Annotated in this window: 13 protein-coding genes; 6 read left to right on the top strand and 7 right to left on the bottom strand. The window is 61.8% G+C overall.

Annotation, left to right across the window (positions count from 1 at the left end; genetic code table 11):
- Positions 1 to 39 precede the first annotated feature (39 nt).
- The 4 genes from RIE53_12455 to RIE53_12440 all read left to right on the top strand — a co-directional run bounded on the left by RIE53_12455 (position 40) and on the right by RIE53_12440 (position 2,825).
- Positions 40 to 1,332 (top strand): SpoIIE family protein phosphatase, encoded by a 1,293-nt coding sequence (locus tag RIE53_12455; protein MEQ9105493.1) that lies wholly within the window; start codon positions 40 to 42, stop codon positions 1,330 to 1,332.
- A 61-nt stretch (positions 1,333 to 1,393) separates the two neighbouring features.
- On the top strand, positions 1,394 to 1,735 hold the full coding sequence (locus tag RIE53_12450) for an STAS domain-containing protein (GenBank protein MEQ9105492.1): 342 nt from the start codon (positions 1,394 to 1,396) through the stop codon (positions 1,733 to 1,735).
- 20 nt (positions 1,736 to 1,755) lie between these two features.
- Positions 1,756 to 2,505 carry an antibiotic biosynthesis monooxygenase family protein gene (locus RIE53_12445; protein ID MEQ9105491.1) on the top strand — a complete coding sequence of 250 codons (750 nt, stop codon included), beginning with the start codon at positions 1,756 to 1,758 and terminating at the stop codon, positions 2,503 to 2,505.
- 50 nt (positions 2,506 to 2,555) lie between these two features.
- Positions 2,556 to 2,825, top strand: a complete 270-nt coding sequence (locus tag RIE53_12440) for a hypothetical protein (GenBank protein MEQ9105490.1) — start codon at positions 2,556 to 2,558, stop codon at positions 2,823 to 2,825.
- Here the strand turns inward: RIE53_12440 and RIE53_12435 are convergent.
- The 6 genes from RIE53_12435 to RIE53_12410 form a co-directional block, all read right to left on the bottom strand.
- A complete protein-coding gene (locus tag RIE53_12435) occupies positions 2,797 to 3,513 on the bottom strand; it encodes a hypothetical protein (protein ID MEQ9105489.1) in 717 nt (238 codons plus the stop codon). The two genes, RIE53_12440 and RIE53_12435, sit on opposite strands and share 29 nt — an antisense overlap.
- An 85-nt stretch (positions 3,514 to 3,598) precedes the next feature.
- Complete coding sequence (locus RIE53_12430; protein MEQ9105488.1) at positions 3,599 to 4,573, bottom strand: N-acetylmuramoyl-L-alanine amidase; 975 nt, start codon at positions 4,571 to 4,573, stop codon at positions 3,599 to 3,601.
- Positions 4,574 to 4,632: 59 nt separating this feature from the next.
- Positions 4,633 to 5,742 (bottom strand): NAD(P)/FAD-dependent oxidoreductase, encoded by a 1,110-nt coding sequence (locus tag RIE53_12425; protein MEQ9105487.1) that lies wholly within the window; start codon positions 5,740 to 5,742, stop codon positions 4,633 to 4,635.
- Entirely contained in the window at positions 5,739 to 6,458 is a 720-nt protein-coding gene (locus RIE53_12420) for a methyltransferase domain-containing protein (GenBank protein MEQ9105486.1), read from the bottom strand. The genes RIE53_12425 and RIE53_12420 overlap by 4 nt, the downstream gene beginning before the upstream one ends.
- A complete protein-coding gene (locus RIE53_12415; GenBank protein MEQ9105485.1) occupies positions 6,458 to 7,594 on the bottom strand; it encodes a type III polyketide synthase in 1,137 nt (378 codons plus the stop codon). Before RIE53_12415 ends, RIE53_12420 begins: the two co-directional genes overlap by 1 nt.
- Positions 7,595 to 7,599: 5 nt before the next feature.
- Entirely contained in the window at positions 7,600 to 8,964 is a 1,365-nt protein-coding gene (locus tag RIE53_12410) for a M28 family metallopeptidase (protein ID MEQ9105484.1), read from the bottom strand.
- Positions 8,965 to 9,006: 42 nt separating this feature from the next.
- On the opposite strand from RIE53_12410, the gene RIE53_12405 reads away from it, so the two are divergent.
- Positions 9,007 to 9,297 carry a TfoX/Sxy family DNA transformation protein gene (locus RIE53_12405; GenBank protein ID MEQ9105483.1) on the top strand — a complete coding sequence of 97 codons (291 nt, stop codon included), beginning with the start codon at positions 9,007 to 9,009 and terminating at the stop codon, positions 9,295 to 9,297.
- Positions 9,298 to 9,487: 190 nt separating this feature from the next.
- Positions 9,488 to 10,267: an energy transducer TonB gene (locus RIE53_12400; GenBank protein MEQ9105482.1), complete on the top strand. Its 780-nt coding sequence runs from the start codon at positions 9,488 to 9,490 to the stop codon at positions 10,265 to 10,267.
- Here RIE53_12400 and RIE53_12395 read toward each other — a convergent pair.
- The gene (locus RIE53_12395) at positions 10,260 to 12,182 is read right to left on the bottom strand and encodes a CBS domain-containing protein (GenBank protein ID MEQ9105481.1); all 1,923 of its coding nucleotides are present in this window, start codon (positions 12,180 to 12,182) and stop codon (positions 10,260 to 10,262) included. The two genes, RIE53_12400 and RIE53_12395, sit on opposite strands and share 8 nt — an antisense overlap.
- Positions 12,183 to 12,197 lie beyond the last annotated feature (15 nt).

Raw genomic sequence — 12,197 nt, 5'->3', positions numbered from 1 at the left:
CGTGCCGTACATTGTCCGGAACCACCCACGCCCACACCCATGTCAGACGCCCTGACCGCACGCTTGAACGCGCTGGAACGTGAAAACGTCCAGCTCCGACGTGCCGTGGAAGAACTCTCCATCCTGAATGAGTTGTCGCTTGCCATCAGCTCTTCCCGGAGCACGGACGACATCATCCAGACCATCATCCGCCGGTCCATAAAGGCTGTTGGCGCAGAGCAGGGGGTCATCACGCTCGTTGGAAAGGACCAATCGGATCCCACGCAGACCCTGGTTCGCACCATGGCCAGTTCGGGCGATCGCGAGGCCTACTCTCCCGATCAGAACCTGCTGGGATGGATGTACCTGAACCGCCGCCCCTTGGTGGTCAACGATCCCGGGAGCGATACGCGTTTCAAAGGCGTCCGCTGGACCCAGTCGGTACGCTCCCTGGTGTCCGTGCCGCTGTTGGTCCACTCCAGCCTGGTCGGCATCCTGACGCTGTACAACAAGAAGCATCAGGACGGCTTCACAAGCGAAGACCAACGCCTGCTTTCCATCCTGGCCGGCCAATCCGCCCAGGTTGTGGAAACGGCCCGCCTCTATGAGGAAGAGCGGAAGCTCGCCGTCGTGAACCAGGAATTGTCGCTGGCCTACGACATCCAGAACAAATTGCTTCCGGCTGCCGCGCCGGACATTCCGGGTTACGACCTGGCGGGTGTCTCCATTCCGGCCCAGAGCGTGGGGGGCGACTATTTCGATTACATCCCCATGGAGGATGGTCGCCTGGCGGTGTGTGTAGGGGACGTTTCCGGCAAGGGCATGCCCGCTGCGCTCCTCATGTCGAACGTACAGGCCACGCTGCGCGGGCAGGCGCTCGTCATGGATACCGCGCACGGAACCATTGAGCGCTCCAACAAGCTCCTGAGCGAAAGCATCAAACGCGGCTCCTTCGTCACGCTCTTCTACGCGGTATTGAATCCTGAAACCCATGTCGTCACCTATGTGAACGCTGGACACAACAAGCCGTACGTGCTGCGCCGTGACGGTCGCATTGAAAAACTCGACCTGGGCGGTCTGGTAGTGGGTTTCCTGAAGACCCAGAAGTACACAGAATCCACATTGACGCTGGATGAAGGCGATACCCTCTTCATCTACTCGGACGGCGTGACGGAGGCCATGAACGAGGCCCACGACCAGTTCGAGGAAGAACGCCTGGAGGCGTTGCTGGCGGAGCTTCAGTCCGCGCCGGCCGTCGATGTTGTACAGCGTGTCCGCAAAGCCGTGCGGGCCCACGCCGGATCCGCTCCCCAAAATGATGACATTACCATGCTTGTGGTTCGCCGCTGTTGACTATTTTGTCAGCGTGGGGTAGTGTCCGTTTCCCTTACCGATCCAATTCAACCTGTTCATCATGCCGTTCAGTACAAGCGAAAAATACGAGGCCGTCGTTGTCTCCATCTCAGGCAAGTTCCTCGGAAGCATAGAAGGCCCCGACTTCAAGGAGAAGCTGGAAGACTTCAAGGATGCCGGAAAGACCCGCGTCATCATTGATCTTTCCAAGGCCGATTTCATGGATTCATCCGGGATCGGAACGCTTATCGGAGCGCTCACAACCATGAAGAAGGCCGGGGGCGATGTGAAGCTGGCCGGCATGAAGGACCGGATCAAGAACCTCTTCCTGCTGACCCGACTGCTGGGCCCGGTTTTCGACAACTACGACTCAGTGGAAGAAGCGGCGAAATCATTCAACTGACGTGAGGTTCGCCCATGTTCATGCGATTCGTCGACCTGACCATCAAGCCGGAATCGGCCGCGGCCTTTGTCCGGTTCTATGAGCACCGCATTGGCCCCACGCTGCGCGCCATAGACGGTTGCCGGTTCGCGACCCTCATCCACAACACGGATGTCGTGGGCGACTTCATGTCGTTCACGCTCTGGGAGTCGGCCGAGAAGGCACACGCCTGGGAGTCATCCCCGGAATACGTGAGTCTGCTTTCCGAAAACGAGCCGTTCGAGGCGGTTTCCACGGAATGGAAAATCCAGCTCTCGGCCGACAATACGCTGGAGTACCGCCCCGTACGCGAGGAGCCTGTGGTTCAGGCCATGCCTGTCGTCGCAGGGACGCCCGAGGAAGAGGTCTTGCCGGAGTTGACGGACAATACGTATATCCGCATCCTGCATTCCAAGGTTCTCCCTGGCAAATTCGATGCACTGAGTGCGTTGTACAACGATGAACTCGTCCCCGAGCTGCTGAAGGTGGACGGATGCCGTGCCGCTTTCCTCATCGGCATGGAGGAAAAGCATGAAGGCCTGTCCATCACGGTATGGGACAGCCATGAGCAGGCCATCGCCTATGAGAACAGCGGGAAATTCTCCGAACTGCTGTCGCGCGCAGAGCCCATGCTGTCGTCCTTGTACCAGTGGAAAATGACGCTGAACCCGAGCACCCGCGAGCGCACCCGGACCAGTGACGAGGTGACGGTGAAAGGATATTCCGTCATTGCCGGATCAAACTTGAAATAGGAGTACGATCATCCGATAACCGGGAAAAGCACGATCCTTTCCGTTATCGCATGCATCCTGTAGACAGCCTCTCGCTCAAGATCCAGTCGTTCCTGTTGAATGCCGGCATCCAGGTCGACCCGTCCATTCCCCAGACGCGCGCACTGGCCACCTATTTCGTGGACACGTACGGCGTCGAAATGATGGCCTTCCTCGAACAGGAATGGGTGTCCGAGCAAATAGATCGGGACCTCAAAGAAGGCGTTTTCAGCGACCTGAAGAAAGGCGCGACCGGAGATGATGTGGGCCGGATCAGAACCGGATCCCGACGCCCAGATTGACCGTCATCAAATCGGTCCGGGAACGGGTCACGTCAAAGGCAACGCGGCCATTCTCACGCCGGATGGATCCCTCCTTCAGATAGTCGGCCTCTCCGCCCAGCAGGTATCGACCTCCGAGTTCGATATAGACCGCCGAGGGTGCGTCCGGATTGTTCGCTCCGTCATAGACCTGGATCTGTACGCCACCGCCGAATCCGTAGCTGACGGCCGTGTCATCAAAGTTGGTTGAACTGGCCACGTTGCCGTTCCCATCGTTGAATCCTTCGGATTGGATGCTCGTCTCCGTGAACAGGTACTTGAATCCGAAGAGCGCATCCAGATACGGACGGAAGGGGCCCTCGGCCGGCTGCAGACGGGCAAAAAGATGCCCGGAAACCAGGTTGTTCGAGGTCGTCACGTCGACCGTCACGTCCGGAATGGTCGTGGAGAAGGGTTCGCTGCGCCGCTCATGGCCATAGATCAGGAAACCCAGATCGGCTCCGACGAGGATGGGGGACGATGCCGGACCGAACGCCCCATACAGCGATCCACCGAATCCGAGGTTGTCAACCTGGTCCCCGAAGTCACCCTGGGGAACACCGATCATGAACGACACACCGCCTTCGCCACGGAATGCGGACTGACCCGCTGCCGGGAGTGCGATGAAAGCAAGCAAGAAGAGTAGAACGGGCGTGCTGGTACGGGCCATGGTTTCAATCGTTTTGGGGTGATGCCCCGCACTACGATTGGACCCGCAGGAGGTTGCTCTTGCAGCGTACGAAAAAATGCACGCGTCAGGACTTCACGGCACCCGCTTCGGCAAGAACGCCCTGCGTCAGCCACTCGGCCAGTGCCTGTCGGTTGGCCGGCTTCATCAGGCGGTATTGATCGCCCCGATGGCGGATGTTTCCGAGCTCGACCAGAACCGCTGGAGGAATGGTGTTCTGCAGGATATACAGGTTCCGGCGCTCAATCCGCTGCCGGTATCCCCGACCGGGCTGATGCTCGTCGTAGTTGGCCTTGATCGTATTCGACAGGGTGCGCCCAATGCGGTATCCCGCGGGCGTGGCGTGCACGAAGTGGACATCAATCTGCGGTTCATTCTTGAGGCCCGTGGCATCCACATGGAGGGAGAGCACCCGCTGGACCTTCGCCGTGCGGGCATGTTTCCTGGCCAGCGTGTTTATGAGTTCGGTCCGCTGACGCAATTTCTTGACCGGGTTGGCCGGAATGAGCGTGCCATCGGCATGCCGCTCATCGGTGTCCCCGGACAGGATTTCCACGTCGCGGATGCCATCGTCGGGGTCCTGGATGATGATTTCCACCGTGGCCCCGTGACGCATGAGCTCGCGTGCGGTGCGCAGCATGGTATCGTAGGCAATCTCGTCTTCGTAGATCCGCGTTCCGTTATAGCGTCCGATGGCGCCCGGATCGGGGCCTCCGTGGCCGGATACCAGATAGTAGACATGGTCCTCCAGGACATCGCTTATCCGGTCCACCCGCTCATAAGACGGTCCGAACAGCGGTTCTGTTTGGACGTCTTCCGATTCGGGAAGACGATAGGCGCGTCCGGCATGCAGCGTCGAACCGCCACGCAACGCATCCGCATTCAAGGATTTGAATTCGGCAACAGATTCCGGCGTGGGCGTAATTCCGCTTCGGCGCAGGACAGACCAGATGCCTTCCCCGGCGGTCGGCGTAACCGTCTGAGCAAGGGCCGGCGTGGCCAAGGTGATGACGGCAAATAGCAGGCTGTAAAAGATGCGCATGCGATTCATGGGCGGGGTTTGTCTCCTTTTGCGGGGTATCGGCCCATTTCCGCATGTCTTTAGGCAGACAACCCTTCCATGGTGAATCGGCGCAAGAAGGCATCACGGATGCGCGGTGCCAAGGCGACGGCCATGAGCGAACGCCGGGCGGCCGCGCCGCCGGGCCCGCACGCCGCCCCCATCCACATGTTGAATTCGGCCCGGCGCGCGGCCGCCCGGAAAACGCGTCGGCGCTCCCCGGCGAATTGGTTTGCGATTTTCCCGGCCCCGACGCTCCCCGCCCGCAACCTTATCAGTGCACGGTGCAGCGCCTCGGCATCCAACCAGCCCAGGTTCATGCCCTGGCCGCCAATGGGGCTCAGGATGTGCGCCGCATCCCCCAGCAGGAACGCCTTACCTCGGGTCATGGGCCGGCTCTCGAAGCGTTCAACGCCGAAGGCCGATGTCATGGTGAACGCCGCCGGATGGATCCTGAAGGGCGTCCTGTCCGCCACCGCCGAGCTCAGCACCGAACGCAGCGTGGCATCCATATCGGGGCGGGCCATGAGCCGGACCACCCATCGCCGCGCACCTCCCGGCAGCGGAAAGCACTCCACGAGCCCCTTCCGTCCGAGCATGATGACCGCCTCGGTACCGAAGGGCGTCGTATCCGGGGCATCGCCCATGACGTACGACAGACTATACGAACCACCCTCCCAGGCACATCCAGCCCACTTTCGCACGACGGAATTCCTGCCGTCGCACCCCACGACGACTCCCGAATCCGACGCCAGCGCCTCAACATCCGACTCCGACATCTTCTCCCCCAGACGCAGTACGCCCGGCGCCTCCTGTTGGAGCAGATCCTGGAGGGCCTGCTCCGTCTCATGCTGCGGCAGCGTCAGCAAGGGACTGCCGAGCCCATCCAGCGCCACGCGGCCCACGGGCCGACCGTTCCACCACCCCTGGCCAGCGGTCACCACACACGCCCGTTCCAGCAGCCGGGGCCCCAGACCCAGGTCACGCAGCAGGGCGACAGCCGGTGGATGGATGCCGATGGACCGGCTGTGGGGACGGACCTCGCGCCGGCCGTCGTAGACACGCACATCGAAGCCCGACCGGACAAGGCGCAAGGCCAGATACATGCCAACCGGACCCGCCCCGACGATGCCAACCGACGGGCCACTCACTGGGCTGCCTCAGATCGGGCCGTCCAGACCAGACCGGTGCGGAATGGTCCGGCGCGCAAGAGCCGCCACCCTCCGTCCGCCTTCGACGCCTTCACCGCCTGCCTGGCCAGCTCCTTCAATTCCGCAGGGCGGAACGAGCGCCGGATGGACCGTGTGCCGTCCGCGCAGATGAAACTGCCTGGATAAAAGGGTCGGAGCAGTTGGAACAGCACCAACGCGGTCCGGCTGCGGGCAATATCGTTGTGGATGACCGCGCTGCGCGCCCGCTCCCGCGAAAGCACAAGCAACCCAGCCACTTCCGGATCGGAAAGATGATGCAGGACGTGGTTCGAAATTACGATATCGGCTTCCAGGTCCGTGTCTTCCAGGCGCCCTTCCACGAAACGGATGCCTTCCAGGCCCCGGTCCCGGGCAAATGCGATGGCCCTCGGGTCCGGGTCGACGCCGGTGCCTTGCACATCGTAGCCTTCCCGCCGTGCGCGGAAGACCAGTGCGTGAAGCACATCTCCGCCCCCACAACCCACGTCAAGCAGCGTCACGGGCCCTCCGGCAGGCATGCTTCGCAGTATGGGGCGGATTTCGCGTCGGTAGACCCGGTTCCAGCCCGAAAGCAGGCGATTGACCGATCCAAAGGACCGGAATGTGGCGACCAGTCGGTCCGGATCGCAATCCGGTTGGTCCATGAACTCGGTCAGCGTGGTATCGCGCCGGCGCATCACGTTCGCGTCAAGAGCATGGTTTCGACCGTCAGGCCGGGTCCGAACGCCATGGCACAGACCCGGTCCGACGGACCTTTCGGGGGTTGCGCCCGGAGTGCCTCCAGCACGAACAGGATGGTCGGCGAGCTCATGTTGCCATACCGGTCCAATACCTGCCGCGAGGGCGCCAGCGGATCTTCGGTTCCTGCATCCGGTCCATGTGCGGGCCCCTGCTCCAACCCCAGCCCTTCCGTGACCTTGTCCAGGATGGCCCGTCCACCGGGATGCACCGCCCAGGTATCCACTTCCACCAATCCCTGCTCATTCCCGCCACCGGCAGCCAACCCCAGACTCTCCACAATCCCCCGGATGTTGGCCTTCAGGATATCCGGGACGTACGTGGACAGGATCATGTCGAATCCGCGATCCCCTATCCGCCAGGCCATGTCGGCTTCGCTGTCCGGGGCCACGAAACTGGCGAAACCGTCCAGCCGGTACGACCCTTCCCTGGGGGCGGCGGCGACGACCGTCGCCGCCGCCCCATCCGCGAACACGCTGGCAGCAATCATGCTGTCCAAGGAACCGGCGGACTGGAGGTGCAGCGTGCACAGCTCGGCGCATACCACGAGCACGACCGCATCCTCCTGTGCCAGAACGAATTGCCGCGCCATCTTCAGTGCAGGCAACGCCGCATAGCATCCCATGAATCCCAGATGATACCGCTCCACGCCCGGCCGCAAACCCAGACGCTGCGCCAGTACGAAGTCCGGGCCCGGGGCAAAAAAGCCCGTGCAGGATACCGTGATGACATGGGTCACCGATTCCGGTGGGATCCCGTCCATGGCCTGACGTGCGGCTTGCTCGAACAGCCCGGGCGCCTCCCGCTCGTAGATGGCATTCCGTTCACCCGTCGAAGGGGACAGCCACCGGCCTTCTTCACCCTTGAAGAAAACACCGTCGGCCTTGCCGGTCCGCCAGTCCGGAATCACGCTGTGCCGCCAGGAAATCCCCGATTGGCGGTAAATCAGATCCAGGAACCGCGCATTGCGGGACCCGGGCTCCAGATCGCGCCCGAGGATGGCACCGATGTCTTCCTGGGCATACCTGTGCGCCGGGACGGCCGTGCCCCAACCAACGATATGGGCATTCGGCACCGTGCTCAGCGGGGCAGCCTCTCGTCCATGTTGGCCACCGACCAGGCCATGACGGCCATGGTCGCCGTGGACAGGGCCACGTCGTGGGGGTCCAGTTTGTCTACGTAGTCGGCGTTCGTGTGATGGTACCAGAAGTATTTCGAGCCGTCCACGTTCAGCCCCATCCCCGGGACGCCGCGCTGCATGATGGGGCCGATGTCGGCTCCGCCTCCGCCCCGGGTGATGGTACCAGAACCGAGGGGCTCCAGTCGTTTCCCGATGGCCTGGATGAGGTCAAAGGCCCGATTGCTGCCTGTGAACCCGAACCCGATGGGCTTGAACACGCCGGCATCCGATTCCATGGCCAGCACATGGTTGTCGAGTTCAGCTTCATGAGCATCCCGATAGGCATTGCCGCCCCTCAGCCCGTTCTCTTCATTGGTCCACATGACTACCCGGATGGTACGCTTCGGGCGCAGGCCCAGATCTTTCATGATGCGCAGGGCCTCCCAGGCCACGACGCATCCCCCGGCATCATCCATGGCCCCCGTACCGACATCCCAGGAATCGATGTGGCCGCCCATCACGATGATTTCGTCCGGAAACTCGGATCCCGTGATTTCTCCCACCACGTTGTGCGAGAGCGCATCGGGCAGCCACTGGGCATCCATCTCCAGGCGCACCCGGATGGTCTGCCCCCGGTCCTGCATGCGCTGCATCATCATGGCATCTTCCACCGTGATGGCCGCGTGCGGAATGCGGGGAATGTTTTCATCGTAGGCCGAGTTGCCCGTATGCGGGGTATACATGGAAAACGGACCGACAGACCGGACCAGGCTGGCGATGGCGCCCGCCGCAGCCGCGCGGATGGCGCCTTGGGATCGGTACGCGACGGTCGCGCCATAGGAGGTGAAGGCCACGTTCCAGAGCACGATCTTCCCGACCGCCCGCTCCGGTGCCGCAGCGAGTTCATCGAAGGAGTTCACTACGAGTACCTCGCCGGTCACGCCACCAGGACCCGTGCCAATGGAACCGCCGAGCCCCAGCACGCCCAATTCGCGTTCGTGGGGTTCAAGGATGACCAGCTTCTCGTCGCCACGGACCCAGTTCGGGACCATGACGGGTTCTCCGCGGACGTTCTCAAGTCCGTCCCGCTTCATTTCCTCCTGAATCCATTCAATGGCCCGCTCCAAGTTGGCGGAGCCAGAGAATCGAGGACCGAATGTATCGGTCAGATAGGCCAGGCGGTCCCACGCGGCACTGTCCGCCATGGCGGCTTCAATGATCCTTTCGACGTTGTCGTCGGGCGGAAGGGTGGCCTGGGCAGTGGCGGGTCTGGCCGCGGAGCCGAGAGTAAAGAGCAGGGCAAGGGAACAGAACAAAGAACGCATGATCCAAGCGGGTATCTGAATTTCCTTCAATCTACGTGTCGCATGCCGCATATGTCATTGCCTGGTGATCATGAACCGGTCACGGCTCTCCGGAACCTCGGTCCCGCATCCGCAGAATGGCTTCGGAATGTGGATATCGTGACCGTGGGCGATCTCAGGAAGCTCGGTGCGGTCCTGGCGTGGAAAATTGTCCGACAGCGTCATCCCGAAGCCAATCTCCTGCTTCTCCACGCACTCCATGCCGCGCTCGAGGACAGGCACTGGCAGGATTTGAGCAAGGAAGAAAAAGACGCCCTGAAGGCCGAGGCGGACGAACCTCTGGGCATGCGCTGAACCCAGCGCGCGCAGCCGGATGCCGCTGCGTACGATCGTGTTACGCGAATATGACTCGTTCGGCAAAGAACGTGTGCACCCGGGCGCAAGAATATGTGAAGGCTCCACTCTTCGCGAAACCTGCCCCAACAATCGGCTCGAACGGGTCGTAGTGCGGACGAAACCCAACCGTCATCCCTTCGGCATCTTCATGCGTCACCCCTTCCTGATCGGAAAATTCCTCCCTGCTTATGGCCGTTCCTTCGGCCGTCTTCCGAAGACCCCGTTGACCGACGGGGCCATCCCGAAAGAAACCCTCGAAGCGCGGTTCGCGGAGCGCGGCAGCAGCTACCGGGCCCGCCGCAACGAGTACCTCACGACCGGCCAGGCCGGTGTCGTTCTGTCCATCGGTCTCATGCTGGTGGCCTTCCGCCTGGACTTCACGGCCGATGCGGTCACGTTCGACAATGCGCCCGACCAGGAAGTGGTCCAGATGGAGGAAATCCTGCAGACCCAGCAGGTCCCGAAGCCTCCGCCGCCGCCTCGCCCTCCGGTGCCGGTGGAAGTCCCCGACGACATTGACCTCGACGAAGAGGAATTGGATCTGGATGCCTTCCTGGACATGGATGCGCCGTCCGACCTGCCTCCACCCCTCCCGCCGGGACCAGCAGAAGTGGAAGAAGATGAAAATGAGATCTTCACGGTCGTCGAGCAGGCACCGGAAATCATTGGCGGACTGCAGAAACTGTATGAGTTGGTCGAGTATCCCGCACTCGCCCGCAAGTCCGGCCTGGAAGGCACCGTCGTGGTACAGATCGTCGTGAATGCGGACGGCACACCGTCCGACCCGACCATTGCACGCGGCGTCCACAAGGTCCTGGACGATGCGGCCATCGAGGGTGTCATGCAGCTCCGGTTCGAACCAGCCATGCAGCGCAGCCGTCCGGTTCGCGTGTACATGACACTGCCGGTCCGCTTCCGCCTCAACTGACGTCTGGCGCCGCTTCCTCGTCGAAGAACCGCGCCGCCAGGCGATTGAAGTCGGTCTCGGTGATGATGCCGACCAGTTCGCCGATGTGGACGACAGGCAACGCCCCCACCCCGCTTTCCCGCATGAGGCGGATGGCGTCGATGGTGGGCGTTTCGGGCCCCACGTGGATGGGTTCCTTCACCATGATCTCCGACACGGGAATGTCATCCGTGTTGCCCGCGGCCTTGTATTCGGCCAGGGCGCGCAGCAGCGCCCGGTTCGTTACCAGGCCCACAAGCCGGTGCTGCCGGTCCTCGACCAGCACGTGCCGGATGTGTCGCCAGTTCATGAGGACGGCCACGAAATCGATGAGTTCATCCTGCCGCACCGTGAACAGATCGGTGGTCATGAAGTGCTCCACCCGCGTGCCCCGGATGCCTTTCAGTGGTTGACGGTTCAAATCCGCCAATGCCCAGGTATGACCCGGTTCACCGGTCTTCTGATGCTCCACCATGGCGGCGACCAGGGCGTCCAGCCGTTCAGCACGTGTACTGCCTTCCCGTTTCATCTTGGCCAGGGACAGCAGCTGCCACTGCGATCCCGTCATCCGGGCTGAGACCCGCTCCGAAATGATGCCGATGTACTTGTCGATGTCGGCCGTACTGATGCCGGAGTGTTCCAACCCGTCCCGCGCCACCTCGATCAGGCGCTCCCGGATAAGATCCACGACGGGCCATCGGCGACCGTCAATCCAGTTGATTTCCGATGCCAGCCCCTGCCTCGCAGCCGCAATGAAATTGCTCTTGGCATCGTCGAAGTCCAACAAGGGCCGGATGTCGTCGTGCTGGCGGGCAATCCCCTTGATCAGTCCAAGCCAGAACGCGGCATTGGCCACTTCATCCACGGGCGTGGGTCCGGAAGGGATGAGGCGGTTCTCAATGCGGACGTGGGGCTTGCCGTTACTGATCCCGTAACAGGCCCGGTTCCACCGGTAGACCGTTCCGTTGTGCAATTGCAGGGCCTGCAGCTTCGGGATTTTACCCGCCTTGAGCACATCGAAGGGATTCTCGTAGTCACTGGTCATGATTATCCGGAAGCGGGCAATGTCCTCCTGGAATATCTCCAGCACCGACTCGTTCACCCATTCCGAACCGAAGTGCACGCGCGGGCTCATTTCCCGCAGATACATGTTGCTGCTGCGCGTGTCGACGGCCTGCTGGAAGAGCGCAATCCGGGTTTCCCGCCACAGTCGCTTCCCGAACAGCACCGGTGAGTTCGTGGCAGCCGCCAGGGAGGGTGCCGATACCAGCTGGGCAATATTGTAGTAGTGGGCGAAATCCTCAGGCGACACCTGGAAGTGGATCTGGAAACTGGTGTTGCACCCCTCCATCATGATGTTGTCATGCTGGAAGAACAGTTCGTCCGTGCCCCGGATGTGATACTGCGCCCGCCCCCCCTTCAACGCCATGATCGTATCGTTCAGCGCAAAATACCGGGGCTTCGGCGCCATGTTTTCAATGCGCAGATCCCACGCATGGATGGTCGGCAAAATGCCCGCCAACGCGATGTCCGCCCCCACCTGGGAGGTCAACGTGCGCGTATAGGCCAGCATCTCATTCAAATCCCGCTCGACGTCGGAAAGGCACGTGCCCTTGAAATCGTGGGGGTCCAGATTGATTTCCAGATTGAAGCGCGTCAGCTCGTTGACCAGTCGGTGATTCTCCGACAGCGCCAGAACTTCCTCGGCGAGTGGCGCCGGGTGATGCCTGTGATCAATCAGGAACAGTTCCTGCTCGGCTCCTATCCGGTGCACGCCACTTTCGAACATACCTTCGGTCAGCATGAACTCCATGGCACGCACGTCATTCATGAGTTGCCGGGTAAAACGCCGGATGGTCGCCGGGTCAAAATGCTGGGAGACGTCGTGTTGTCCCATGAGGCCGTGGATTGG

The sequence above is a fragment of the Rhodothermales bacterium genome (assembly GCA_040221055.1).
GTDB lineage: Bacteria > Bacteroidota > Rhodothermia > Rhodothermales > UBA10348 > 1-14-0-65-60-17.
This window is presented reverse-complemented; position numbering and strand designations above follow the sequence as displayed.